Origin of the sequence: Mycolicibacterium llatzerense (assembly GCF_000878195.1) — a bacterium.
Taxonomy (GTDB): domain Bacteria; phylum Actinomycetota; class Actinomycetes; order Mycobacteriales; family Mycobacteriaceae; genus Mycobacterium; species Mycobacterium llatzerense.
On the sequence record NZ_JXST01000015.1, the window covers coordinates 105,085 to 131,841 of the forward strand.

Below are 26,757 nucleotides of genomic sequence, written 5' to 3' on the forward strand. Positions count from 1 at the left end.
GTTGTCGCCTGGGGCGATTCACTGACCTACGGCCTGACTCAGATCGACGGTGTGTGGCAACAGGCAAACCCCACCATGGTCCAGACGATCGGCCACGATTTGGGTCTGCCGACCAAGAATTTCGGCCTCCCCTCGCTCGGGTCAGCTGAGATCGCAGTACGGCAAGGCGGCCTGAGGCCGCGAATAACGTTGATCGGCAGCGGGATTCCTGCAAGGTCTACCGCGCCGATTCACGTGGAGGCAATCAGTCCTACCGACGGTTGGAGCCAATACACCAAAGCCGGGGCATTGAAAATGCATGGCACGCTAGCTGGTGTATCCGGAACGTTGCAGCACATGCTGGCAGCAGGTGTCGACGATTTCTCATTTACTCCGGATGCCCCCCTCGATGGTGCCGTCCCAGTCTCGCCAGGATCCCCGTTTACCGGTGACGAGGGCATTGACTACCGAGGGTGTTTCGCAATCATCTGGGCCGGTGCGAACAATCAATCCCAGCCGGCGGCCATCATCCGCGACATCGCGTCGATGACTTCTTCTCTGCCCGACCCGTCGCACTACTTGATCATCGGGACCATCCCCAGCACCAACGATGCCCTGGCGAAGACATACGGACCGCAGTTCGTTGATTTGCGGGCCTGGCTCATGTCAGATGGGCCGGCCGCTGCAGATGTTGCGCCAACTGCTGGTGATACCGAAGCTGCCGCGGCGGGAATGGTGCCGCCGTCGTTGACAGTGGACGGCACACATTTCACTCAAGCGGCCTACACCGCCAGCGGACACCGCCTCGCCTCCCTGATTGCTCAGGCACTGGATTGAATCGGGAGGACAAATGTCCAAGGAAACAAAGGCCGGACAGAGCTTTTCGCCCACCTAGGCGACCTCTGCGGGCGAAGCTGCTCACCTAACCAACCAGTGGAATACAGGTTTGGCATGAAGTGGTACAGGACGTTGCTGGCAGCCGTCATCATCGCGGCGATGAGCAGTGCCGGTTGTCTCGCGCGCCAAGAACCGGACACAGAGGATTCGGCCTGGGACCGCAGCTTCTACTGGGGTACTGCGACGGCGGGATACCAGGTGGAAGGCGACGCCCCCGACAGCAACTGGCGCCGATACGTCGACCGGACAGCCGGCAAGCCCGTATCACCGGGGGCCGCCCCCGGGGATCTTCCGGTCGACCCATACAAGCAGGCGGGCGACTTCCGGCACCGGTACCGCGAGGACATCGCCAACGCGCATGCCATGGGCGTCAACACCTTCCGGTTCGGCATCGAATGGGCGCGGGTGATGCCCGAGCCGGGCGTGTGGGACGAGAAGGAGCTCGCCTACTACGACGACGTGGTCGCGACACTGCTCGCCAACGGCATGACGCCGATGATCACGCTCATGCACTGGGTGTACCCCGGCTGGATCGCCGACCGCGGCGGCTTCCTCAACAATGTCCCCATGTTCGACGACTTCGCCAAGGCGATCACCAAACGCTACGCGGGACAGGGCGTGCTGTGGGTGAGCGTCAACGAGCCACTGGCCTTCGGCGCGATGGAAGTGCGCACCGGTGCCATCAAGCCCGATCAGTTCGGCACCTTCTTCGACCGAGTCGCTGACGCGCACCGTGCGGTCTATCGGGCGGCCCACGATGCCGACCCGAAGGCCAAGGTCACGACCAACGAGGCCTACATCTCGCCCGAGGTAGTGGCGCAGTTCCTTCAAGCTGACCCAATGGGTTTGCACAGAATGGGCTTGGACTGGGTAGTTCGGGATTCGTTCGTCGACCGGGTCAAGGACACCCTCGACTACGTCGGGTTCGATTACTACACAGGAACGGCGAAGGACAATCCGGCCGCCGCGCCGGGAATGGCGTCCGGATGGCACATCAAGCTGCAGGCCGAGGACATCTACTACGTGGCACGCCGCTACGCCCAGCGGTACCCCGGCTTGCCCATCTACATCGTCGAAAACGGCATGGTGACCGACAACGCCAAACCGCGGACCGACGGCGTGACCCGATCGCAGTACCTCAGCGACACCGTCTTCTGGCTGCAACGAGCCAAGGCCGACGGTATCCCGATCATCGGCTACAACTACTGGTCCCTGGTCGACAACTACGAGTGGGGCAGCTACCGGCCTCGCTTCGGCCTGTATTCGGTTGACGCCATGGGCGATCCAGCCCTGCGACGGGTGCCGACCGACGCCGTCCAGACCTACACCCAGATCACCCGCGACGGCGGGACCCCGCCGGGATACCGCCCCGTGCTCCCGGCAGCACACTGCTCGACGACTGTCGGCCAGGACAGCTGCGCGCCGCTGGATACGAACGGACCGCTGGCCAAGCTCAAATGACTCACGTTCGCGTTCATGCTGTCAGGCCGGCGACGCTTTTCGTGCCGAACCCGCAACCCGCGCTCCGGTAGCCTTGGCAATTGGACTGAGTCGTCACTGCCGCTCACATCGAATGAACGGACCGAACACGAACAATGGGAATGCCCCTCTCGCGCCGCGCATTTGTTCGGATCACCGCGCAGACGACCGCAGCCGCTGCCGCTGGCCTTCTCGCCAGCAACCCGGGCCAAGCAAGAGGGTCCGCCGTTCCGATAGCGACGTACTATGTATCGAACGCCGGCGATGACAGCAACGACGGACTTAGTCAACAGTCCGCCTGGGCGACCATTCAGAAAGCCAACGACTCGCTCCCAGCTGACCGATCACTGATCCTGTTTCGACGAGGTGACACCTTCTACGGTGAATTCACCGTGCCGGCAGGATGCGAAGTAGGTGCATACGGCACAGGCGCCAAGCCCACGCTCACCATGTACAAACTGCTCAACAAGGCCTCCGCCTGGAGCGAGGACTCCCCCGGGATATGGACGATTGACCTGAGTTCTCCGGCCACCCACGACGGTTACAACGCAACAAATGACACCAATATCGGCTTCCTTTGGGTAGACCAGGTCGTGAAGCCGGCACTCAAGTTCGATCTCTCGGAGCTGCGGCTTCCTTGGGACTTCTTCTGCGACCGTCCAAATCACCTGCTGTACGTAAAGGCATCCGCGAATCCCACGACATTGGCCAGAGAAATCAAAGCTGCGCCGCATGGAGATGGGACCGGAGCAGCGATTTACTGCAACGAAGGCAGAAACAATATCCATGACATACATGTCACAGGCTCTGGTGGGCATGGAATTCGCGGATTGGCTAGCAATATACATATCCACGAATGCCAGATTGACTACGTCGGCGGTTCGATACTAGATACCGTCGACAGGGAAACGCGCTTCGGTAATGGCATCGAGAGTTGGATCAACGTTTCACACTGGACGATCGAAAACAACGAGATCGCACACGTTTATGACGTCGCCTGGACCGCGCAGGGCAACGACGCCACAGATGCTCCGGTCTTCTGGCATGACCTTGTTCTGCGTAACAACCACATACATGACTGCGGTCAGACTGTTGAATTCTGGTCCCAAAGCAGCAATCCGGACTCGCCAGGATTCACCCAAGTCCTCGTCGAAGGAAACCGGTGCGAACGCGCAGGCTACGGGGCATTTTCCGACGTTCGGCCAGACCAAAGCGTCCGAGTTCACCTACTCACATATCTACTTGAGACGCCTGTAGACATCACGATTCAAAACAACGTATTCGACGACGCCTACGCGGCGTTCAGCTATCACGGCCTAGAACCGCCAGCCGGATATGTCACTCGAAACAATAGAATCACCATGAGAGCCGGTCGCCTGATTGAAGGCAAGCGTCCGGAGACTGTCGAGCGGTTCGCTGCATGGCAAGCAATAACTGGTCGCGAAGTCGGATCGACGATGACCGTCTTACCGTAGAAACAGTTGTCCGCAAGTAGCAGCGCATACACAAACTTGGCAACCCTGCGGGGAAGACATGCGCCCGCCGCGTCAACGTGAAGCGGAATCCACCGTTCAAGTAACTAATTCGGAAAACTCAGCTTCACCGACCCCATTCCGCACCGAAGAGAAGACCGCACTCCCCTCCGAGTTCACACAACGGTGATTGTTCTTGCTGATCGGCGCGTTGAGCATCCTGCCGAATGCGACAGCAGCAGTACTCGACCTCAGTGCACGCGTCGCACCTGAAAATTGCGTTTTGACAGACGATTTCCAGCCGTTCACGCCCTGCAAGCCATCGGCGAAAGTCGGCTCTTGTCCACAGATCGAGCAGCACCGGTTGCGAACGGACCGAATTGCGTGCAACTCCGTCCTCGCCCATGCCCGCGCCTAGTCGCACGCGGCAGAACATCCACGCCAGGAACACCCGCACCGATCGCCGCGAAGGCAGGGCGTGCGCAGAGGTGGCGCCACATCGCCCGGAAGCATCCGTCACCTGCGTCGTTCACTATTGACGCCAGGCACAATTTCTGGGAAGCTGCTAAGCAAGCTCCCTTCGGCGGAAGGCTTGGACCATGTCTGTTCTCGCAGCGCGCATGTCGGACGCAACGGTCAAAATTCAGCTCGGCGTAGCCTCTTGCGTGGTCGCCGGCGCAGCCATACTGACGCCGGTCGCACAGGCGGATATCGCTGCGCCCGCTCCGCTCGCGCCGCTCACGCACGTCCTCGATAACGTCGCCCAAAGCCCGTTGTCGTTCGCACCGCTCAACACCTGGTGGCAGAACGATCCGTGGTGGTGGGTCGGACCTGGCTCAAACCCAAGCCCCGGCGCGCCCATCCTGGTGGGTACGTTCACCCCGCTGTCGATCATCCCCGGTTTCCTCCAGGACCCGTGGAAGCGGCTGACGCAGAACATTAATCTCTCGGTGTGCTTCTTCGGCGCAGGCGCAAAGATAGGTCCATACGGCACCATCACCGTTTCGTTGACTCGAGGCTGCTAGGTCGCGGCCCATCGGGCAAGACGTAGATAGATCTGCGAACACAGCACAGACTGTGGTTCAAATACGGAACGTTCCTGAGTGAGCAGGCATTCGCGACGCGCGACGGAAAACACACCCACGGGTGGCGACGCAGCGCCAGACGCCCCTAGCCATTCATCCCCTGGGGGCCGCAAACGCCGCGCCCGATTACTGGGGTTAGCCGTCCTTCTCGCCGCAATCGGATTTCTGTGCTGGTTGGGATTCGAAGGATCGGCGGCAAAATCCAGCCTCGCGCAGGCTCGCGCTAACGCGCAGCACGCGAAGGAAGCACTATCGGCGGGCGACCTCGACGCGGCGGTGCGCTTCGCCTCGGCAACAGAAGTAGATGCCAAGCAGGCGAGCAGCGCAACGCGGTCGCTGCCATGGAATGTCGCATCACACGTACCGTGGCTCGGCAGTCCATTCAAGACTGCTCAGCAAATCTCGCAAGTAGTTCTGGAACTCGCGTCCGATGTAATGAAGCCGGCATCCGAATTGGGCACAGCGCTCTCCCCGACCCACCTGATCAGGGGGTCGCACGTCGACGTCCAAACGCTTCGCGACAAAGAGCCAGCGATAGCCAAGGTCGCCGCCGACGCCCGGCGCCTTGAAGCGGATGCTGCCGCGATATCTGAACCGGCATACCTGTCCACTCTTCAGAACGCGCGTCAGGAACTTCAGGCACAAACCACCAAGATCACGAGCCTCCTCGATAAAGCCGCCCTCACCGCCAAGCTAGCGCCGGCGCTGATGGGCATCGACGGACCGCGTACCTACTTCATGGGTTTTCAGACCAACGCCGAAGCGAGGGGAACTGGAGGCATACTCGGCGGGTTTGGGATCCTTCGCTATGACGACGGTGTGCCGACAGTTAATGCTTTGGGCCCCAACACCGAATTGACAGGACCTTTCAAGCCACTGGACCTCGGACCTCAGTTCAGCGAGGAGTACGGCTTCACCAATCCGAGCACCGACTACCGCAACAGCAATCTCAGTTCGCATTTTCCATACGCGGCACAGATCTGGCGCTCCATGTGGGCGCAACAAACGGGCACAGATGTCGACGGAGTCATAGCACTGGACCCCGTCGCGTTGAGTTACGTACTCGGCGCCACCGGACCGCTGGCACTACCCGACGGCGAGGTCATCACAACTGAGAACGTCGTCGAACTCACCGAATCTACTGCCTATCAACGATTCCCGACGGATCAGAGTGCCCGCAAGAGATTCCTGCAGGACATCGCGACGGCCGTCGTCAAGAAGATGACCGGCGCCATCGAGTCGCCACGGCGACTCCTCGACGCACTCGGGAAGGCAGTGAGCGAGCGCCGAATCGCGATGTGGAGCGCAGCGCCCACCGAGGAGAAGCTGCTAGAGCAGACTCCACTCGCTCACGCCATTCCCGACGACACCTCGCCCTACGCGGCCGTTGTTACCAACAACCTCGCCGGCAATAAGCTTGACTACTACCTAAGGCAAGACGTTACCTACGACGCCGAAGGCTGCGGCGGAGATACTCGAACCTCGACAGTAACCGTGAAGTTGAGGAGCGTCGTACCGGACAAGCCGCTACCAGAGTATGTGGCTGGCTCCCTGGGCGTTAACCGCAACGTCCCGCTCTCCATCCCAAGCGGAACAATGCTGACATCAGTTCGACTCGTCGCCACTAAGGGCGCAAAGTTGGTAGCTGCGTTTTCCAACGGACAGCAGATACCCGTGTTTACCGGGTCGGACCGCGGTCATCCAACCTTCGAGATCCAAGTGGCCATCCCCCCTAGGCAATCGGGCGTGCTGACTTTTCGCCTGTCCGAGCCGACGGCTCCAGGCCCGGCAGAGGCTCCCCAGCAACCCCTCATCGACCAGAGCGCTCCCGTGGTAAAGGTCCCCGAATGTGCCGAGAAATGATTGCCGTTCCACATAATTGTCGCGAGCGTTGACATACATTAGGTAGCAAGATCCATGCGTTGAACAACACCACCCCGGGCTGACATCAACCTCTCTCAACAGACGTCTGGATCGACCCGCTCGATGATTCGAAGGAGGGAGCGGCGTTGAATCTCCAGAGGTTTCTCAGAATACTGCGGCTGCGATGGATGACCATCAGCGCAGTGATTGTTTTAGCACTGCTGGCATCAATTGCGATTACTGTCACAACAACCCCACTCTACAAATCGTCAACACGGTTGTTTGTTTCGACGTATGCGGGCAGTTCACTAATGGACACGTACCAAGGAAATCTGCTCTCTCAGGAGCGGGTGCGTTCGTATACCATTCTGCTCACCGGCGAGGCGCTCGCACAGCGCACGATCGATGCACTCCACCTCGACATGTCCGCGCGGGCGTTGCGTCAGGAGGTCAGCGCGCGGTCGAAAATGGGCACAGTTCTGATCGACGTGGACGTCCTCGACCCGTCCCCGGTGCGTGCACGCGATATCGCGAATACGCTTTCGGACCAGTTCGTCAAGATGGTTCGAGAGCTCGAAACCCCAGGTGATGGGAGCCTTCCCGACACCCGGGTAGTAGTCGAGCAGCCCGCCGCGATTGCGAGCTCCCCCGCCGTTCCGAACCTGATGCGGAATCTGGCGCTGGGTCTGTTCGCGGGCGTCCTGCTCGGCGTCGCGTGCGCCCTCGGGCGGGAAGTGATCGACAACACCGTCAAGAAGCACGAGGATCTCGAGAGCATCACCGGCGTGGCCGTAGTTGGCGACATACCAATGGACAAGGCGCGACGAGGAACCCCCGCCATATCATTCGGTACGGAGAATTCGCAGATTGCCGAATCGTTCAGGAAGTTGCGCACCAATCTCAGCTTCCTTTCCGTCGACAACCCGCCGCGGGTAATCGTTGTCACGAGCTCGATTCCGAATGAAGGTAAATCGACAACCGCAGTGAACATAGCCTTGGCCTTGGTCGAAGTGGAATACAATGTGCTGCTCGTTGATGGCGATATGCGCCGGTCGATCGCGCACAAACATCTGAATGTGGATGGCGCAGTGGGATTAAGCACTGTCCTCAGTGGCGCCGTCTCGCTTTCTGATGCTCTGCAGGAGACGCAATTCTCCGGCCTCACTGTGCTGGCAGCCGGCGCAACGCCACCGAACCCGAGCGAATTGTTGGCGTCGCACGCCGCTAAGAATCTACTCGAGGAGCTTCGCGGGAAATTCGACTATGTGATCGTGGACTCTTGCCCATTACTTGCGGTCACGGACGCTGCTCTGTTGGCGGCAAATGCCGACGGCGCCCTACTACTCGGACGCTACGGACAGACCAAGCGCGATCAGCTCAAGAACGCTACAGACGCTCTTCAGAACGTAGGCGCACCTTTGCTCGGCTCGGTCTTCGTGATGACGCCGCCGCGCTCTCGTTCAGCTTATGGAGGCGCCTACTATTACTATGGCGACAAACGTGGTAGCAATAGCCGCCATTCCCAAAAAACCTAGCTGATTCCAGCAATGAATCTACCCAGTTTCAGAGCCACACACGGCGATTTCCCTTGGGCTCCAACACGATTGAGGATTGGCAGAAGTTGGTGTCTACTCAGCGCCCTGTTGGCGCTCACCGCATGCACGCCCAAACCTCCACCACCATACGATTCGCGCGAAATCTTGCTACCAAGCTTCACAAGCACGGCAACGATGCCTGGTCACGTAATGCCAGAATCGCCACCAAACAAGGCATCATTCATCGATGATTTCGACCGGCCGGATACGACGAATGGCCTAGGAGACGACTGGGATTTGCGTGGCATGCCTCAGAACGGCGCACCCTTGCTGCCGGCCATGGATGGCTACATCAAGGACGGGCAGTTCACGTATGCCGGAAAAAGTGATGCGATTGCAGTACGACAATTTCGAGCTCCGGTACAGAGCATCGGCACAGAGGGTCAGTTTCGTCGGATCAACAATATCAACGGCGATACCACTATGATGATCGGGACCGGCGGAGACAACAATCTCGAAACTAATGTTGTGGTGTTTCTCGCCAACAGAAGCTCTTGGGAGCTGAGGAGCAGACTGGTCAATGGCACGCTGAAGACCGTCGCGTCCGGAAGTTTCCCTCATATGTTGGAACTCGACCATCGCTACACGTTCGTTCTCAGCTCCACTGGCGACCGCGTGAGTGTGTCGGGCCCCGGAGTCACCGTATCGAAACCGCTCCCGATACCCATATCGCCTGGCGCATTCGGCTTTTGGCGCGAGTCTCCAAACCGAACACCGGCCGGCGAAGTCTTTGACTTCGACAAAGTGTGGGCTCTCGAAGATGGCCAGCCAACGACGCCCATCACTGCTTCCGCAGCGGGTCCGGAACACTAAGCGCGAGGGGCCGAAGTAACATGCACACGCTCCCATTCAGGCGATTGACCGCACCACGATTGGCCCTAATTATTTGGCTGCTGTCTATCACGATGGTGCCGATTTGGATCAGTGTTCACTTCTTCGCCACAGTTCCAATCTATTGCATGGTAGCCATGCTAATTGTTGTCTTGGCCATCACCTTCGGCAGCCATCACATCGAGTTCACCGCATTTGATGCATACCTGATCTCAATCTTGGGCGTAGCTTCTCTCGCGATGGACGATGTCAACCGAGGCGTGTTGGCAGAAATGGCGGTGCGCTGGGTTCTTCCGTATTTTGTCATTCGAATACTGGCGGCGGCCGCGGGGCTCCAATTCACAGTCGATGCGCTCTCTGTTTTTCTTGCCGTCGTTGGCGGTCTCGCGGTAGTCGAACTATTCTTCGCCTGGCATCCGTTCGTGAACTGGTCAGTCGATTGGAACGCAAAATCACCCGAGTTCGAGACCTGGCACCTGATCCAGTCACGCGGCGGCGCCGATCGAAGCACATGGGCTTTCGGGCACTCAATCGCGCTAGGCGGCTCACTCGTGCTCGCCATCCCGTTCATTGCACACGCGTCATTTCGTATCCCATGGAAGGTTCTGATGTTTGTCGCAGTCGGCTGCGGCATCATCGCGACCGGCAGCAGGGGCGCAATGCTGGCTGCTGCGCTCACAGGATGCTTGACCATGGCTTACCTCGCCAGAGAGCAAGCATCTCGAACTGTGGCTGTACTGGTTGCAGCCGCAACAACGTTTTTGATCGGCCCGCACGTCATGCCGATCATCGAGGAATGGGCGGCCGGATCCTCGACAGAGGAACAGGTCAGCGCAACATACCGAAGTTACTTGTACGAGACGTACTTGCCGATCATCAAATGGTTCGGGCGATGCCCAGATTTCTTCCCCGGGAACACATCGCTTGACTCGGTCGACAGCGCCGTCCTGTACCTCGGTGTGACCTGGGGCTGGGTCATCACTGCAATGATCGTGCTCCCGCTGTTCGTCGTTGTGGCGCGAGTCGTAGCCGGCAGGGGATCTGTGCCAGAGATCGCGTTGGTTGGTCAAATCCCGCTGTTTTTGACCGTGGGCCTCATAACCCAATACCAGAGCATGATCTTCATCGCCGTCGGACTGGCGGTGCAATACGTAAAGACAGAAAAGACCGAGTCGCCTCATCTCCACGATCGACCTGACGTTGGCGGGGATGTCGGTCCTGATCACCGCCCAGCCAACACTGATGGCACGATCCCAGCGCGTTGAATCGACTCAAAACACGCAGGTCGCCAGTACAGGAATTGGTTTGTTCGCCTGAGGCCAATGCATTGAAGACGAGGATTGCAGATGAAGAATCGTAAGGCTGCACTTATCAACAAGTTTGTTCGCGCGGCCGCAAAAGATTCGTCATCGGTTGGCTTGATCGGCAGACGCCTCTTAGCGTCGCTTCCAGGCAGTCCAGGATACTCGCTCATGCAACAAGTTCAGCTTGGAATGCTGCCGCGGCCACAATACGCATACACTGCGATCTGCGCTAGTGAAACTGCCGTTCGATTGGGCTACAAAGAAGTCACCTGGATCGAGTTCGGCGTCGCGGGCGGAGCCGGATTACTGGTTCTGGAGCAAATCAAGTCTCAAGTCGAGGAGACGCTGCCGGTGCACGTCCGTATCGTCGGATTCGACATGGGCGCAGGTCTGCCGGCACCTGTCGACTATCGCGATTTGCCCTACGCCTGGAAGCGTGGCTTCTACGAAATGGACATCCCCGCCCTGAAAAGCAGGCTGAATTCAGCCGAACTCGTCATAGGGCCGGTCTCGGACACCCTGCCGAGCTTCATCTCCAAGGGATGCGCAGATGCTCCAGTAGGGATGATTTCTTTCGACTTGGACTACTACAGCTCCACTGTTGAGGCGTTCAAGATATTCGATCTGAGCACAGAGTCGATTCTGCCGCGGGTGTTCTGCAACATGGATGATGTTATCGGATCAGGCGAAGTCTTCTCGGACTACACCGGAGCGCGGCTCGCCATTCGCGAATTCAATGCGCGGGGCGAATACCGCAAGCTATCGCCCTGCTACGACTTCGCGCAGTTTGCCCATGAGAGGTGGCAAGAGAAGGTGATGGTGTATCACGATTTCCAGCACTCTCGATACTCCGAGTACGTTGGGGACGACGCGGGCGGGCAACTCCCCCTCTGATCATCTGGATTCGGGATCGGACCAACCACATCCAGGTGTGAACGCGACTCACCATGTAGACACCCGTGCTGGTCGCGGAGGATCAGAATCCTTTCCCAGGAACCGTTTTCATCCGTCCTCGGCTGGACGTGCCGATTGACTTCGGTAGTGCAGTTCTCGTGCCCGCCGACCCCATGACGTGCTCGGCGGCGTCACGTTGACGGTTTCCGTGGCAGATACCTGCCATATGCAAGGAACGCTCTCACAGCTTCATCTGATCGCCGAAAAATTGACGCTGGCGGCGATACGCTTCTCCGGACATTAGGAGACTGGCTGTGGCGTCACTTCTCAAGCGGTATCGCCGATTCAACCGGGAGCGGTACCGGGCCGCCGCCGCGTCGCATCAGCGACTGGATCTCCAAGGTCTACGCATGTTCGCCATGCTCACGATCTTCGCCACCCACCTGTGGCACTGGCCACAGGGCGGCTTTGTCACACTCGATGTGTTTTTCGTGATCTCAGGATTCCTGATCACGGGCAACCTTCTTCGAAGCGCGGAGAGACACGGGACCGTTCGTTTCCGACAGTTCTATTGGAACCGGGTCCGACGGATCATCCCGGCGGCCACCGTTGTTCTGTTGCTCACGTATGCGGCTGCAACGTTGATCTTCAAGCCATTCAGAGCCCACGAAGTCGGCGTCGATGCGCTGTTTGCATCCGTCTTCATGGCGAACTGGCACTTCGCCGCGACTGGCACGGACTACTTCAACGCGGACGATTCAGCATCTCCGATCCAGCACTACTGGTCACTCTCGGTGGAAGAACAGTTCTACTTCGTCTGGCCGGCAGTGATTTTCGTGATCAGTCTGATCGTGATTCGCAGGTCGTGGACACACCGGCGCAGGATGCAGCTTGCAGGCGGCGCCATGGCGATAATCATGACCTTGTCGTTCGCATGGGCTGTCTACGAATCCGCGACATGGCCCGCACGGGCGTATTTCGAAACATCCACTCGGGTTTGGGAATTGGGTGTCGGTGCGGCGTTGGCCACCGCCACCGCTCTCTTGGCCCGGATTCCCGCAGTGGTGAAGCCAGTGCTGTCATGGGCGGGGCTGGCGGTCATCGTAGCGAGCATCATGCTCATCACAGATCCGGCGATGGGGTTTCCCGCGCCGTGGGCGCTCCTCCCCGTCGCAGGGTCCGCACTGGTGATCGCAGCCGGCGTCGGCGGCGAACCCCGATATCAGCCATTCCTGCGTAATCCAGTCAGCACCTATCTCGGAAACATCTCCTACTCGCTCTACCTGGTCCACTGGCCGGTCATCATATTGCTCGGGGTCCTCATGGCACCCTCGACTGCGTACTATGCAGCGGCGATAACACTGTCTCTGGGATTGGCCATCGCGTCCTACCACTTCATCGAAGATCCCCTGCGCCGCATTGATTTGGCTCAGTTGCGTCAAGCGCAGCGCACATTGGAGCGCCGCCGACTCACGTTACGGCGTCCAACTCAGTTCGCTGCGATCATGGCCGCTTCCCTGCTGACTGTGGCACTCACCGCGTATGCACAGCGTCCGGATGCCTATCGCCAGCCGGTGGTGCCACCGGAAGTACTTTCGGTCGCCGCTTCATACGATGCCCCAAAAGAAGCAGCCACCGCGCCGTTGGCGAACGACCTTCGCCAGGAAATCTTGGCCGCACTGCGGGCCACCGACTGGCCACAATTGGACCCGCCCGTCGAGGTAGCCGTCAAAGATCTCATCACGCCGCCCGAAGTACACCTATGCGGCGGCACCGTGGTTCAAAGCCCTGAACTGTGCAGCTGGGGTTCTCCATCCGCGCACACACGAGCGGTCGTTATCGGCGATTCCGTCGCGCTCGGGTACCTGGGCCCGCTGCGCGATATCGCCTTGAACTCCAACGGTGCCTTCCATGTTCACAGCGAGGCGCAGTACGCGTGCTACTTCATCGAGCAGCCGGTCTCATACAAGGACCAGTCGATGGTCGACGCATGCGCGAAAAAGAAGCAGATCGCTGTCGACTACATCAACGACACACGGCCGGACGTCGTCATCATTTCGCATTTTTCCGGCCCCAAACGACTCGCGACTACCGGGGAAGTTCTGAGTCCGCAGGACTGGGCTGATGCGTTGAGAGCCTTCATCGACAAGTTCAGGTCAAGTGTCAAGAAGATCGTTTTCATCGCACCGCCGCCTGGTGGCGTCGCAATCAGTGAGTGCTACGGAAAGCACTCGAGTTCGCCTGAGGATTGCATATCGAGGGTCAGCGAGGCTTGGCGAGTGGTCGCGAACGCGGAGCAGGAACTCGCGCAGAGCATCGGTGGGACGTGGATCGATTCCCAACCTTGGTTCTGTGCATCGGGACGACTCTGCCCCAGCTTCGTCGGAACAACGCTCACCAAGCGCGACATGGTGCACATGACCATTGCGTACGGACAGAAGATCCGCCCTGTCATTCTGGAGTCGCTGACGACATCCGGAATATTGGGTTCGGATTAGAACGGGCTCACCGGCCTCCCGACACACCGATGCAGCTGAGCGTCAAACGCTGAGATCAGAGTCCAGCAGTGCCCGACGGTCGGCGAAGCACCAAAACACAATCAGACAGCCCCAAGTCCAGCCGGCCACGACTGAGCACTCGCGAAACCGCTCCCAGCGCCGCGAAGCTTCTGTCCAGCAGCCGGTTTCGCGCGCGCAGGCCCGTCTGAACCGGTCCTTCGTAGACCTCGTCGTAAGCCACCTCGAGGCCATGCTCGGCTGCCCAGCCCCGCAACTTCGCCGGCGCGATGCACGCGCGAAAGAAGGTAGGGAATTGGTCCCATTCGTCGGAGCGACGCTTATCGCCGACGACGTATCGGTAGAAGAGCGCGTGGACGAAAAACGGAGTGAACTTGGTCAGCAGGCCCTTCAACGACCAGAGGTGCGGGAAGGCCAGCACCAAACCGCCGCCCGGATTGAGCGCCGCTGTCATCCGCTCCAGAGCGTTCATCGGCAACGGCAAATGCTCGATAACGTCCCAACAGAGCACGAGGTCGTAGCCCGCAACGGGCGTAGCCATGGTCTGTAGGTCGCCGAGGATCTTCTCATCCAGCGACGTGTTGCGGTCCAGCTGCCGCTGTTCAATGTCAATGCCCACGAGCACACGCCCGCTCGGCAGAGTGACCCGACTGAGCGAGCCGCATCCAGCCTCCAGAACACGCGGTCGATCCTTGCCCTCCAGCAACCGGTCGACGACCTCTTGGACGCGGGGATGTGGGTCGCCATGACGCCCGCGCAACTGTGCGGGCGGGTTCAGTGCGTTGACCACCTTCTCATGTTAGGACGCAATACTGACGTTGCGGGCAATTTGGTCAGACTCCGTCCGCCAGCCAGAATGCGGGGAGATCGCGGCTGCCGCTGCCTAATTCGCGACCGCTTGCCGCACTCGGACGACGGCAGACCCACCCGCTCAAGATGCACTGGTTCGCATGTTCGACACGGAAAATTGCCGAATCCCGTCGCGTGTGCCACGAATCGCAGCCCCCAGCTTCAGGGTTCGCTCGTCGTCCTCGCGCAGTGCGCGAGCGATCAGTCGTAATGTCTCCAGTGCGCCGCGACCCAAAATCAGCTTCTGCAACGCCACACCGGTGTCGCGCGCGTACACGAAACGATTCCGAGCGGCCCAATAGTAGAACGTCCGGCTCTGTCCGCTGCCCGACGAAGCCCCCACTGCATGCCAAAGTCGCGCTGTTGGGACCACACCCAGTCTGAACCCCAGTTCTCTTGCCTTCCAGGAGAATTGGGCGTCTTCCCAGTAGAGGAAGTAGTCGCCGGGGAACCCGCCGACCGCGCGGAACACGGACGCTCTCATCATCGGAGCCGCACCAGTCATGAATTCGGTCTCAAACGCCTCTCGCGGCACGGAAGCGGTTGCGCTGCCGTATAGGCGATGCGCCACTCGTACCGAGCGCCTGTCAACATCACCACCGCAGTACCAAACCCAGGCAGAGTCCCCGTCTCCACTGAAGATGAACGGGGAGACCGCATCGAAGTGGCCCGCGTCCAGCGCAGTTTCGAGCTGCTCGAGGCATCCAACCTCGAGTCGGGTGTCAGGATTGAGGAGCCACAGCACGTCGGACGGCCCAATGTCGTTTTGACCGGCCAACAAGTTGATCCCCGCACCAAATCCGATGTTCCGATCGCTGACATGGAGGATCACTGCGCCCAACCCGGCAAGGTTGTCACGGAGCTCGCGGAGATTCTCGGGTGTCGAACAGTTGTCGAGCACGTGGATGACAACTCTGCGCCCGCTCGGCGTCTGCGAGGGAAGGCACCTCACCAAGCCCGAAGCCAGAGCCGGTGTGTTGAAGTGAACGGTCAGAACATGCAGTGTGCCGTCTACGGCATTGCTCATGGGACCGACATCTGTTCCGACCTACACAAGAGGTCACGCCACGCTGCTGCCGCCCGATCTGAATAGGCTGCCGCAGCCAGCATTTGGGACTCGCGGGCGGACGTGGCCGCGGCAACCGCCTGCAGCCAGGACTCGGGGTCGTTCCAGTTTGCCACGGCCCCCGGGAAATTCGCGCCAAGAATCGAGGTGAGGAATCCGGTGCTCCGCCCGACCGTCGGCACACCGGCCTCGAGCGCACGCAACGCCACACCGCTTTGGAAGTAGTGCTTGTAGGGCAGCAATACCACCGCGGTGGAGCTGAGCAGCTCGGAGAACTCGGCCTCACTGACGAAGCGGTCGATGACATCCCAGCCAGATACGGACGGCCAGCCACGACCGGCAACTATGGGCACCCATCCGGCTGCCCGCAGGGCGGGTGCAATCGCAGACATCACATCCAGATCCCGAGCCGGCTTGTACTGACCGAGCACAAGGACGGACTTTCGGTCTGCTGGCACTTGGTTCAGCTGCGGCGCACGCATCGGATGAGGCACATGATGGAGGCGATCTTGATCGACATGCCGGGCTGCGGCCGTGTATGCCTCCGGGCTCATGGTCACCAGATGCGGCCAACGAGAGCCGGACAGCTTGATCGCATTCACCGCGGCCAGTGGCGTCAGGCCGTCTTGTCGGGCCACCGCTTCGGGATCATGCATGGCAATGAATGTCGGGTGAGTACGGTGGCGCCACAACGGCATCTCCCACCAACCAGTCAGAGGCCAAGCGACGACGTTGGGGCCTCCCATACGAACATATTGGCGCACGTTTCGTACGTGGGCGCCGAGCGCCTGCGCTTTTGCGAGACGATTTGTGCCCACCTCACCATTACGCGAGGCCAAGCGAACACATGGAATGCCTCCGGCGCCGAGCGATTCGATCAAGCGCTCGACGAAATGTTCAGAGACGTAGTGCAGCGGACTGTAGATCCGTACGCAGACGCCGACCGGCCCCGTCAACTGATCTCCGCCACTTTCGAAATCATTTCTAATTTCCCTGGCCTTCCGCAGTGCATCTGGTCGCGGACGTCTATTGTCGGCAGAATAGCAGCAGCGCGTCGGTGGCAGTGCCCAAAACCACTGTTGTTTGAAGAGGTCGCAATACGTGTTGAGTCTGTAGGAGCGCACATGAGGAGCACCCAAGAAATATTCACGGAGACCGTCGCCGTCAAGCAACGCATCCTCGACGACCCCGCACTGCTGGCTACCATCCAAGCGGTCGAGGATCGGATAGTCGCCAGCTATCGCGCGGGCGGACGGCTGTTCATGTGTGGCAACGGAGGGAGCGCGGCCGATGCGCAACACTTTGCAGCCGAACTGACAGGTCATTTCATCTTCGACCGGCCGCCCCTCGGCGCGGAGGCCCTGCACGGAAACTCGTCTCACCTCACCGCCGTAGCAAACGACTACGACTACGACACAGTCTTCGCGCGCGCGCTTGAAGCATCTGCCAGGCAAGGCGACACACTGGTCGCCATCAGCACCTCAGGCAACTCTCCGAACGTGATTCGGGCAGCAGAGAAAGCCCGGGAAATCGGCGTCGCAGTGGTGGCCATGACGGGGGCTACCGGCGGCAAATTGGCTGAATTCGCCGACTTTCTGATAAACGTTCCATCGACCGACACAGGTCGCATTCAGGAATCGCACATCGTATTTATTCACGCCATTTCAGAACATGTCGAATACTCACTTTTCGGGCCCCTGCAGCACAGCTGCTGACTATTCGTCGGTTCGAGATGTTGTCCACGACCGAGTCGGTCGGCAATGGTGTTTGTTCATCGACCGTGATGGAGTAATCAACCGTCAAATAGTTGGCGACTATGTCCGTAGCTGGGCCGACTTCGAATGGTTGCCGGGAGCCGCGACCGCCATCGGCACACTTCTGGAGTGGGCACCCTATGTGGTCGTCGCCACCAATCAGCAAGGCATCAGCAAGGGACTGATGACGGCCGAGGACGTGGCAGCGATCCATCGTCGCATCCGGGCGGAGACTGGTCGAAATGGTCTCGAAATTAACGCTTTCCAGGTCTGCCCCCACCTAGAGGACGCTCACTGCTGCTGCAGGAAGCCCAGCCCCGGCCTCCTCCTGGACTGGCTCGGCCACCATCCCGAAGTCGACCCGGCACTGAGCGTGATGGTTGGCGACAGCGACAGCGATCTTGAATTAGCCCAGAACGTAGCTGCTCTGACCGGTGGATGCGTAGGTGTCCATATCGGCGATTCGAGGACCCCGGACAGCGGTATTGACGTTTCGTTCAATTCCCTCCATGAATTTACGTTAGCGGTAATATCGGCACAGGGGGAACTCCACTAGGGAGGAACGCAGCTCATGAAGATCGTGCGTGGGCGGGCACCATTACGTTTGGGCTTAGGCGGCGGCGGCACCGATGTCGATCCTTACTCCGCTGAGTATGGCGGCCGAATACTCAACGCCACTATCGATCGGTATGCCTACGCGTTCGCCGAAGCTGGATGCGGCGAACACATCGCTTTCGAGTCCCCGGACCGCGATCGCTCGGGAGAGGCCGATATCGCCGAACTTCGCTGTCTCGAAGACGACTTCCCTCTTCACGTCGCCGTGTATCGGCGTGTGATGGCGGAGTTCAACGGCGGATCACCGTTCCCGATACGGCTCGCCACCCAGGTGGATGCCCCGCCCGGGTCCGGTTTGGGCTCTTCGTCTGCGTTGGTCGTAGCCATGCTGATCACGACCTGCGAGCTAATCGGCATCACACCGGGCCCCTATGAGTTGGCGCGGCTCGCGTGGGAGGTCGAACGTGTCGACCTGGGTATGGCGGGCGGCTGGCAGGATCACTACGCCGCGGCGTTTGGTGGGTTCAACTACATGGAATCGCGCCGCGGCAGAGAAGTCGTCGTGAACCCACTGCGCATTCGCCGTGACGTCATCGCCGAATTGGAAGCGTCTTTGCTGCTCTACTTCGGCGGCGTCTCGAGACTGTCGTCTGAAGTCATCGCCGAGCAGCAGCGGAACGTCGTCGAAGGCCACGAGGACGCGCTCGATGCGACCCACACGATCCGCGCCGAGGCTCTGGAGATGAAGGATCTCCTGGTGGTTGGCGATATCCCCGGGTTCGCCGACTCGTTGCTACGTGGTTGGGAGGCCAAAAAGCGGTTGGCATCCCGCATTTCGAACTCGGATATCGAGCGCGCCTACGAAGTAGCCGCCTCGCACGGAATGGTTGCCGGCAAGGTATCCGGCGCCGGCGGAGGTGGCTTCCTCATGATGATCGTCGACCCGCGGCGCCGTATCGAGGTGGTGCGGGGGCTGGAGAAGGAATGCGGCGGCTCGGTGGCACCGTGCCTGTTCACCAAGAGCGGCGCGGTGACATGGCGGATACCGGAGCACAAGGCTGGATGCATATCGGGCTGCGACAACCGATCTGGATCGGATTGAGGTGGCCTGGCGCCACGGCCGGTAGTCCCCGTAGGACAGGAGCAATGTTGACAGGCGAGGACATCAGCTGAGATGCCGCAGATCAGCGAACGTGCAAAGTCGTTGGGGCATGTCGTCATGCGCGCACACAACCGGCGACGATTCCTTGCTGAATTACCTACGGGTGCCGAGGTTTTCGACATAGGCTGCGGCAACGATTCACCGTATTTGTTCAAGTCCATTCGTCCCGATATTCGATACGTCGGACTCGACATCGCCGACTACGGTGTCGAGCACGACCCCAACGACTACGCCGACCAGTATCTTGTCGTCCCGCCTGACAGATTCCTCGGAGCGATCGAGGAGCGGCACGGTGAGTTCGACGCAGTCGTGAGTTCTCACAACCTGGAGCACTGCGCCGAGCCCGACGGCGTCGTTACGGCAATGGCGCGCGCACTCCGTCCCGAAGGCCGTATCTACCTGGCTTTCCCCTCGGTCAATACCGTCAACTTCCCTTCGAGGGAAGGCACATTGAACTTCTTCGACGACGATACGCACGTCCGACCACCTGACTATCACCGAGTGATTGGCTTGCTCACTACAGCTGGCGTCAAGATCGATTTTGCGGCCGAGCGGTTCCGGCCTTTCAACTGGGCTCTGCTCGGACTGGTCAGCGAACCGATCAGCCGCACTCGCAAGAAGGTGATGCGAGGTACGTGGGCGCTGTACGGATTCGAAACCGTGATTTGGGGAACGAGGACCTGAATCTCACTAAGTCGATACAGTCTCCTAATGCCGATCACCCGGTTCTCCGCCAGCTAGCACAAGGCGCCAAATGAGGTCACACGAAATACCCCAACGCTTGTCTGATCATGTAAACGCCGCGCGGTACCGCGTGGCCGGCAATGCCTTGAGGTTCGTGCACGAAACCCATCAGCAGCTCCCTCCACAACCACCTTCCGGCAGTCGTACGCTAGTTCTCTTCGCGCACTTCGATCTGCAGGGCATTATCGATCCCTACGTTGCCTACTACCTCGATTCCTTGCGGCGATTGGATGCAACGATCATTTTCGTTTCCGGCTCGCCTAACATCACGTCAGATTCAGTTGCGCCTATTCGCCCCCTTTGTGCGGGCATATACACGCGTCGCACGCTGTCACTGGACTTCGGCTCCTGGCACCTTGCCTGGAATATACTCAAAGATTCCGGGTGGACGCTTGACCAGTTTGATCGCCTAGTTATCGCCAACGACAGTGTTTTTGGACCGCTCTATCCGATCGAAGAAATGTGGGATTCGTTCTACGGAGCCGACATGTACGGCGCCATAGAGAGTCTCGAACAGGTACGGCACCTCCAGTCGTTCTTCCTGGCCTGGGATCTCAATCGCCGCACAAAGCCTTTCCTTGAGAACTTCTGGAACGGATTTAAGTACACCCTTAACAAATGGGAACTGATCAAGCAATACGAAATCGGCTTGTCCGCACGAGCGCGTGACGCGGGGCTCGTAACCAAGCCATTCCTTTCCGCCGAGACCATCGCCAGAGCCCGGGACGCATCGCCCGAAGATCGTTACGCACCCCATTTTGTAGAGCGCGGAAATAGCACACTCTTCTTCTGGGATGGGCTCATTGAGACGCTGCGTTTCCCATTCCTCAAAGCATCGTTGCCCCGCTATAACCATCCGTGGCATGACTCTTTGTCAAGCCTTGACGAATTCATCGAAAAACACACGCAGTATCCAGTGGAACTGATCCGATCGAACGTCGAAAGGCTGGGTTTGGGGAAACATCCATAACTATCGGCGGCATAGGGACCAGCAATAGCCCTCATTCCAAACAGGGTCGGGATACAACAACCCGCCATGACAAGCCGCATGAGGCGGTAGCATTCGATGACCGACGAGCAGAAATCGGGACAGGACAGCGCAGCATGACGGACACCCACGAACAACAGCTATATATCGAACTCCTCAAGCGCATGTTGACCAGATACGGGTTCAGCGAAGGCGCCCTGCGGGAGGTCCGCCCCAGAAAGAAGCTGTACTTTCGACCTCTGGCCAAATCGCTACGAAAACGCGGTTTTGTGCTGGCGCGCCCAGAGCCTTATGACCCGATTGAACGTGAATTGGGTCGTGACTGGCCAGCACACGCCGAAACCATGGTGGGCTTGCGCAGGCTCGACAACCTGCATAGCTGCATTAGGGACATCATCAACGACGCCATCCCCGGCGATCTGGTGGAAACTGGGGTTTGGCGAGGCGGATCTTCCATCTTCATGAAGGGCGTTCTTACGGCCTACGGCGAGAAGAGAGAAATATGGTTGTGTGACTCTTTTGAGGGATTGCCCCCGCCCGATGAGGTCAACTTTCCTCTCGACGCTGGAATCCGACTGGACCAAGCGTCGTTCTTCTTGGGGGTGAGCGAAGATGCCGTCAGGCGGAACTTCGAACGTTACGGGCTGTTCGACGACAGCGTGCATTTCGTCAAAGGTTGGTTCAAAGACACTCTGAATACCCTTCCTGCAGAACAGATTGCGCTGCTACGTCTTGACGGTGACCTGTACGAATCGACGGTTCAGGCGCTTGATCCCCTCTATCCGAAGCTCTCAGTCGGTGGCTATTGCGTCATTGATGACTACGGCAACATCGAGGCGTGCCGGCGCGCAGTTCATGACTATCGATCTGCGCACGGTATCCACGAGGAGATCGTCGACATTGATGGCTATGGCGCGTTTTGGCGCAAGACATCCTGACGGTCGGTAGCTGACGTTGTGCTCGATAGAAGCAGCCGCCCGCCATCGGACCCTAGCCAGGGATCGCCAGCCACCATCAGGCGGCAACACCTGTCGCGCGTCCGCCCAGATGGCGGACGATGTGCGACAACTCGTCATACAAACTGCGGTGGCACAATCGCACGACTGCCACGGCAGCGGCAGCGCTGAGCATCGTTCCAACGATGAGCAAGCCAGCGCCTTCACTCGGTACGAACTTCACGACGCCTAGATATACCGCGACACCCCAAGCGGCTGCATGAACGGCGGGTACAAGCGAGGCGATCTGTGTTCGGACCGATATATCCAGAACACGTTTTCGGATGATCCACTCGATTGGAAGCAACAGACCAGTCGCGGTGGTCAGGCCAGCAGCAACACCTAAAACACCAAAGGGCAGACCAGCGACGATCCCAATAGTCGTGACGCTCGTTACCACGAGCGCATATCGAAGTGCGCTCGCCGCCTTCCCGAACCCGAGCAGTAGCGACGAGGTTGAACACTTGTAGACCGTCTGCACGGCGCCCGCCAACGTCATGACCTGAATGATTGGCACCGCAGAACGCCATTCCGTTCCAAAGAAGATCGGTATCCACTGGGGCGCAGCCACGGCGACCAGAGCCATAGCTGGTATGAAAATGGTGGCGAGCGCACGAACTGCTCGAGTCATTTGAGCAGCGGCTGCAGCGATGTCGTCAGCCATCCGAGAGAATGCTGACAGCAGTACCGGCCCTACGGTGGCAGTTGCGAGCGCGACAGGCAGCATCAGCAGGCGGTAGGCCAGCGCATAATTCGCGAGCGCGATTGGTCCCCAAAGCCACCCGATCAGGACGTTGTCCACGTTTGTTGCAACAGAGTTGAGCAGCACTCCCGTCGCAGATGCCCGCCACGAGAATCCGAATAGTTCGGCCACATGGCGGAACTGCAGGTTGGGCCGGTACGTCACACCCATGAATACCATCACCAATAGAGTGACGAGATCCGTCGCGATCAGTTGGATTACTATCGCCCAGGCGCTATGCCAGATCAGCGCAGCGACCAGTCCGCATGCTCCACCAGAAACAACCCCCAGCGTATCGACGATAGCAATGGTTCGAAATTGCATGCTCCGGATCAGCATCGCGCGAGGAGTTATAGCCGCCGAACGAATCAACAATTCGACCGACAGCACGGCCAACATGGGTCCGAGTGCCGGCGACTTCATAAATACAGCCCAAAGCGGAGAAATGGCGGCAGTCGCGACGGTGAGGAGCATGCCAATCACCACATTGACAGATGCGGTGGCGCCGGGCATTTCGGCTGCAAGCGCAGGGCGTTGAATCAATGCCGCCGAGAATCCCTGGTCGACCAGGATGCACACGATGGCGATCAGGACGGTGGCCTGTGCAGCTACCCCGTATTCCTCCGGACCAAGGAGGCGGGCCAGCAACACGGTGAAGACCAGACGCGAGCCCTCTCGGCCGAACATCGAAATGATGCTCCACCGCATTCCTGCGCCCAGACCGCCTCTAGCCGCCATGTCGGCAAATCACCGCGCAAGGTCCCTCGAATGCCTGCGTACATAGACTTGTGAGCGGAACCGCGCAATCGATTTGGGTTTCGGCAGGGTGTTGATCAGACGCTGATTACCTGGTGATTCTGCTGGAAGTGGCGGCGTTTGAAACTCTGAATGCAGCCCGTCCAGACCGGCGATCACTTCAGCCAGATCGGCCTGATTGCGCGTGAGCACAGCGTCCACCGAAGGCCGGGCAATACGACGTACCCGCGTCGTGGAGTCCAATTCAGACTCCGCCACGTTAAGCCCGGATTTGGCACAGAACTCAACCAACTTGCCAAACCAAATGTCTGATTGTTCGGTCAAAAGTGCGTAGTCAGCAAATAGCGCCGGATGTCCAGCGGCCGTAGTGAGCATATGGCGTGAATGACGCTCCCAGATCGCAAGGCATACATCCAGGCTCAATCGGTCGCGCCTTGCGATACTCGCGGCTACTTCCAAAGGATCGCGATAAGGAATCAATAGTGGTTGAATGCCGAGTACTCGGTCCCAGAATGGCAGCAACACGGTAAGACGCGGGTCTTTCCAAAGCCACCCTCCTCTTTCTCCGAACGCGTGCTGAAATATCTGTACCGCGCGATTAGTGCAGCTGACGATAGAGGCAAGATTATCGGAGGCGTTGCGCTCGGCAGGGCAGGGTGTCCACCAATTCTGTCCGGCGGTAGCGAGGAGTCGGTCATTGAAGTTGACAAGGCTGGTGCTTTCCCAGTGCCCGTCCGGGTTCCATTCATTGCCACTCATCATGTCCGCGCCATGCGGCGGACGGAGACCCGCCAGTTCGGCCAGCGCCGCCGCTGTAGAAGTGCCACTTCTGCCGACGCCAGCAATTATCAGCCCAGCCACCATCTGTAAACCTCATCGATAGTTCGCTATCGGAGCAGCCGATCGCCCGACCCGGACCATGGGTATCACCAGTACCTGGTAGAACGCTAGATTACCCGACTTGACCCCTGGCCCAAGTCGGTTTTCAGAGAACCGTCATCAAGCGGCGACGAATGCGCAGCACGCAAAACGCGGCTTCCAGCGGGGGATATCCCTTTGGGAGAGTGACTGTTTCGGCGGCGATACTGTAACGGCCATAGCGTTCCTACCGATCGCTGCCCCCTTCAGCCGCCGATCTCTGCAACACCCCGACGCTGATGCCGGCGTACTCGCGGCGTCCCAACCCCTCCACAGTTGATGGGGCTGGGACTTATCGCCGGATTGCCTGTGGGTCCGGAATACGTTCCGATGGACTTAGCCGTTAGAGGCCTCCGTCGGTTAATTATTAGGTATTCTACGTTCCGTGACCTCCCCGAGGAGCGAATCGCAACGCGATGTCTGGGCGAACTATGCGGGAAAAGGAGCAGCCTACTTCGGGAGTGAGCGCGCAGACTACGTCGCTGCACTCCCGCGAGACGCGAACGTTCTCGAGATTGGCTGCGGCTCCGGCGCCACCGGAGAGTTGGCGCTCTCGCTGGGTCGAGCCGCAACCTACTGCGGCGTCGAGCTAGAGCCGTCGGCCGGTATGAGTGCAGCAGCAAAGCTCACCGAGGTAGTCGTGGGGGATGTCGAGGCGATCGACCTGCCATGGACGCCCGGATCGTTCGACGCGCTGATCCTAAGCGAGGTGCTCGAGCACCTGCGGGATCCATGGGCAACATTGAGTAAGCTGCGGCCGCTCCTGAGCCCCGGCGCCGTCGTCTACGCAAGCTCGCCGAACGTCGCCCACCAGCGGATTATCCGAATGCTCATCGCGGGCGACTGGCGGCTCGAGAAAGAGGGCCCCATGGACGCGACGCACCTACGGTGGTTCACTCCATCCTCATATGCCGCGATGTTCGCTGAGTGTGGTTTCGTAGTCGATGTTGTCCAACCGCTTTCGCCACTGACGACGAAGCAGCGGATGCTATCCGCGTTGACGCGGAGACCGCATCTCTTCTGGTGGCAGATTGATTTGCGCGCACACATTCCGTCGTGATGTCCCGCGGCCGAATCGCGCGGATCAAAATGGGCTGTCCCATAGCATCATCCGGTGGAAGTCGGCCACACCGCGTGAATCTGCGATCGGACTGTCAGAGGTGTACGCCTCAGGCTAATTGTTGACTTCGTCGCAACCCTTCAGGGGGAACCACTCAGGGTGCGAGGCTTTCATCTTCACGCATATGTCGGGATTTGCACGAAGCCATTTCTCCTGTGCCGCTGCCGCTTTCGCTTTGCGACCGGTCGGGCTCCCCGCCGAGTTGCCAGGATGTGTTGCGTCTGCGACTGGGGCATTGCAATCCAGTGATAACAGCAGCTTGGCAGGATTGTTCACCGCGCCGAACTTCGATGCCCCGCGAAGCACCTGACTTACGACCATGCAATCGTCCCGCGCAAGCTCCGTACCTACTGTCGTCGAAACCTCAAACGGGAACTTCCACTTCGTCAACGCGCCAGCCGCCTCGCTGTACGTCTTACCGACCATCGACGGCATTGTGAAGGCGTTGGCGGTTCCTGCGCTAGCTAGTACCCCGCCGAACAGCGACAATGCAACGGCGCAGCCAAGAATCTTGCCCACAAGAGCCTCCTCCGAAGAGTTTGGGTTCAATTTGAAAGGACCTCGTACGGCGTTCGTGCTGAAGGCCACTACATCGCTAGTCGCTGCGTTACCACCGAGCGTGGCACCGGAACTTTCAGCGCCGCTGCGCGACTCAGAATCGGATGCACTTCGGCATGCGCGGCCATTCCACGGGCCTCCATCACTGCCCGCATCGCACCGTCATAGCCGCGGGCTACCGATGCCCACGAGTAGTGCTGCGCCGCCCGCCGCATGCCCGCACGCGAGTCGTGTTCCCGTACAGCAGGACTGTCCATCAAGTGGAGCACGTTTTTGGCGATCAACTCTGGATCATCGGAGACAAACTCGCCGGCCGAACCGAGCACCTCGCGGTTGTAGTCGGTGTCGCGCGCCAGAATCGGCGCGCCAGCGGCCATTGCTTGCACCAACGCTGGGTTGGTTCCACCGACGCTGTGTCCGTGGAAGTAGAGGCCCGCATGCTGCCACAGCGCGAGCAGCAGCGCGTCATCGTGCACGTGGCCCAACCAGGTCACCGAAGGATGGGTGGCTAGGGCGTGTCTCCCGAATGTGAGGGTGTTATCGGCGACGATTGATCGGTGACACGGATGGATGTGATTTCTGACGAGTTCTGGGCTGTCGTGGAACCCTTGATGCCCTCGCATGAAGGCAAGCGG

Annotated in this window: 24 protein-coding genes; 17 read left to right on the forward strand and 7 right to left on the reverse strand. The window is 59.5% G+C overall.

Annotation, left to right across the window (positions count from 1 at the left end):
• Positions 1 to 75 precede the first annotated feature (75 nt).
• From TL10_RS12555 to TL10_RS30145, 10 genes are all read left to right on the forward strand, one after another.
• A complete protein-coding gene (locus TL10_RS12555; protein ID WP_131630729.1) occupies positions 76 to 816 on the forward strand; it encodes a hypothetical protein in 741 nt (246 codons plus the stop codon).
• Between the two features lie 114 nt (positions 817 to 930).
• Complete coding sequence (locus TL10_RS12560; protein ID WP_043985908.1) at positions 931 to 2,337, forward strand: family 1 glycosylhydrolase; 1,407 nt, start codon at positions 931 to 933, stop codon at positions 2,335 to 2,337.
• 134 nt (positions 2,338 to 2,471) lie between these two features.
• Positions 2,472 to 3,830 carry a right-handed parallel beta-helix repeat-containing protein gene (locus TL10_RS30630; RefSeq protein ID WP_110789060.1) on the forward strand — a complete coding sequence of 453 codons (1,359 nt, stop codon included), beginning with the start codon at positions 2,472 to 2,474 and terminating at the stop codon, positions 3,828 to 3,830.
• A gap of 596 nt (positions 3,831 to 4,426) precedes the next feature.
• The gene (locus tag TL10_RS12565; protein ID WP_231575474.1) at positions 4,427 to 4,852 is read left to right on the forward strand and encodes a hypothetical protein; all 426 of its coding nucleotides are present in this window, start codon (positions 4,427 to 4,429) and stop codon (positions 4,850 to 4,852) included.
• Between the two features lie 225 nt (positions 4,853 to 5,077).
• On the forward strand, positions 5,078 to 6,775 hold the full coding sequence (locus tag TL10_RS12570) for a DUF4012 domain-containing protein (RefSeq protein WP_234711441.1): 1,698 nt from the start codon (positions 5,078 to 5,080) through the stop codon (positions 6,773 to 6,775).
• Between the two features lie 146 nt (positions 6,776 to 6,921).
• Complete coding sequence (locus tag TL10_RS12575) at positions 6,922 to 8,310, forward strand: tyrosine-protein kinase domain-containing protein (RefSeq protein WP_043985909.1); 1,389 nt, start codon at positions 6,922 to 6,924, stop codon at positions 8,308 to 8,310.
• Between the two features lie 210 nt (positions 8,311 to 8,520).
• Positions 8,521 to 9,183, forward strand: a complete 663-nt coding sequence (locus tag TL10_RS30950) for a hypothetical protein (RefSeq protein ID WP_131630730.1) — start codon at positions 8,521 to 8,523, stop codon at positions 9,181 to 9,183.
• Positions 9,184 to 9,227: 44 nt separating this feature from the next.
• Positions 9,228 to 10,466 carry an O-antigen ligase family protein gene (locus TL10_RS12580; protein ID WP_192830222.1) on the forward strand — a complete coding sequence of 413 codons (1,239 nt, stop codon included), beginning with the start codon at positions 9,228 to 9,230 and terminating at the stop codon, positions 10,464 to 10,466.
• 81 nt (positions 10,467 to 10,547) lie between these two features.
• Entirely contained in the window at positions 10,548 to 11,399 is an 852-nt protein-coding gene (locus TL10_RS12585; protein ID WP_131630732.1) for a hypothetical protein, read from the forward strand.
• Positions 11,400 to 11,713: 314 nt separating this feature from the next.
• Positions 11,714 to 13,897: an acyltransferase family protein gene (locus TL10_RS30145; RefSeq protein ID WP_081936519.1), complete on the forward strand. Its 2,184-nt coding sequence runs from the start codon at positions 11,714 to 11,716 to the stop codon at positions 13,895 to 13,897.
• Positions 13,898 to 13,952: 55 nt separating this feature from the next.
• Here TL10_RS30145 and TL10_RS29610 read toward each other — a convergent pair whose 3' ends face one another.
• From TL10_RS29610 to TL10_RS12605, 3 genes are all read right to left on the reverse strand, one after another.
• Complete coding sequence (locus tag TL10_RS29610; protein WP_051954507.1) at positions 13,953 to 14,705, reverse strand: class I SAM-dependent methyltransferase; 753 nt, start codon at positions 14,703 to 14,705, stop codon at positions 13,953 to 13,955.
• Positions 14,706 to 14,846: 141 nt separating this feature from the next.
• Positions 14,847 to 15,791 carry a glycosyltransferase family 2 protein gene (locus tag TL10_RS12600; protein ID WP_043985911.1) on the reverse strand — a complete coding sequence of 315 codons (945 nt, stop codon included), beginning with the start codon at positions 15,789 to 15,791 and terminating at the stop codon, positions 14,847 to 14,849.
• Positions 15,788 to 16,786, reverse strand: a complete 999-nt coding sequence (locus TL10_RS12605; RefSeq protein WP_131630733.1) for a glycosyltransferase family protein — start codon at positions 16,784 to 16,786, stop codon at positions 15,788 to 15,790. Before TL10_RS12605 ends, TL10_RS12600 begins: the two co-directional genes overlap by 4 nt.
• Positions 16,787 to 16,954: 168 nt before the next feature.
• On the opposite strand from TL10_RS12605, the gene TL10_RS12610 reads away from it, so the two are divergent.
• The 6 genes from TL10_RS12610 (at position 16,955) to TL10_RS12635 (ending at position 21,971) form a co-directional block, all read left to right on the forward strand.
• Positions 16,955 to 17,545, forward strand: coding sequence for a D-sedoheptulose 7-phosphate isomerase (locus TL10_RS12610; protein WP_043391028.1), 591 nt, complete (start codon positions 16,955 to 16,957; stop codon positions 17,543 to 17,545).
• 52 nt (positions 17,546 to 17,597) lie between these two features.
• The gene (locus tag TL10_RS12615) at positions 17,598 to 18,140 is read left to right on the forward strand and encodes an HAD family hydrolase (RefSeq protein ID WP_043985913.1); all 543 of its coding nucleotides are present in this window, start codon (positions 17,598 to 17,600) and stop codon (positions 18,138 to 18,140) included.
• Positions 18,141 to 18,155: 15 nt separating this feature from the next.
• Positions 18,156 to 19,241, forward strand: coding sequence for a GHMP family kinase ATP-binding protein (locus TL10_RS12620; RefSeq protein ID WP_043985914.1), 1,086 nt, complete (start codon positions 18,156 to 18,158; stop codon positions 19,239 to 19,241).
• Positions 19,242 to 19,313: 72 nt separating this feature from the next.
• Positions 19,314 to 19,985, forward strand: a complete 672-nt coding sequence (locus TL10_RS29615) for a class I SAM-dependent methyltransferase (RefSeq protein WP_051954508.1) — start codon at positions 19,314 to 19,316, stop codon at positions 19,983 to 19,985.
• Positions 19,986 to 20,115: 130 nt separating this feature from the next.
• On the forward strand, positions 20,116 to 21,015 hold the full coding sequence (locus tag TL10_RS12630) for a rhamnan synthesis F family protein (RefSeq protein WP_043391033.1): 900 nt from the start codon (positions 20,116 to 20,118) through the stop codon (positions 21,013 to 21,015).
• A 134-nt stretch (positions 21,016 to 21,149) separates the two neighbouring features.
• Entirely contained in the window at positions 21,150 to 21,971 is an 822-nt protein-coding gene (locus TL10_RS12635) for a TylF/MycF/NovP-related O-methyltransferase (RefSeq protein ID WP_043391036.1), read from the forward strand.
• Positions 21,972 to 22,047: 76 nt separating this feature from the next.
• Here TL10_RS12635 and TL10_RS12640 read toward each other — a convergent pair whose 3' ends face one another.
• The gene (locus TL10_RS12640; RefSeq protein ID WP_082067934.1) at positions 22,048 to 23,508 is read right to left on the reverse strand and encodes an oligosaccharide flippase family protein; all 1,461 of its coding nucleotides are present in this window, start codon (positions 23,506 to 23,508) and stop codon (positions 22,048 to 22,050) included.
• A 9-nt stretch (positions 23,509 to 23,517) separates the two neighbouring features.
• A complete protein-coding gene (locus tag TL10_RS30955; protein WP_131630734.1) occupies positions 23,518 to 24,390 on the reverse strand; it encodes a sulfotransferase family protein in 873 nt (290 codons plus the stop codon).
• 439 nt (positions 24,391 to 24,829) lie between these two features.
• Here TL10_RS30955 and TL10_RS12645 point away from each other — a divergent pair, with 439 nt between their 5' ends.
• Positions 24,830 to 25,504, forward strand: coding sequence for a class I SAM-dependent methyltransferase (locus TL10_RS12645; RefSeq protein WP_043391042.1), 675 nt, complete (start codon positions 24,830 to 24,832; stop codon positions 25,502 to 25,504).
• A 114-nt stretch (positions 25,505 to 25,618) separates the two neighbouring features.
• On the opposite strand, the gene TL10_RS30960 is transcribed toward TL10_RS12645, so the two are convergent.
• Positions 25,619 to 26,083, reverse strand: coding sequence for a hypothetical protein (locus TL10_RS30960; protein ID WP_131630735.1), 465 nt, complete (start codon positions 26,081 to 26,083; stop codon positions 25,619 to 25,621).
• A gap of 68 nt (positions 26,084 to 26,151) precedes the next feature.
• Positions 26,152 to 26,694, reverse strand: a complete 543-nt coding sequence (locus tag TL10_RS12650; protein ID WP_338048648.1) for a glycosyltransferase — start codon at positions 26,692 to 26,694, stop codon at positions 26,152 to 26,154.
• Positions 26,695 to 26,757 lie beyond the last annotated feature (63 nt).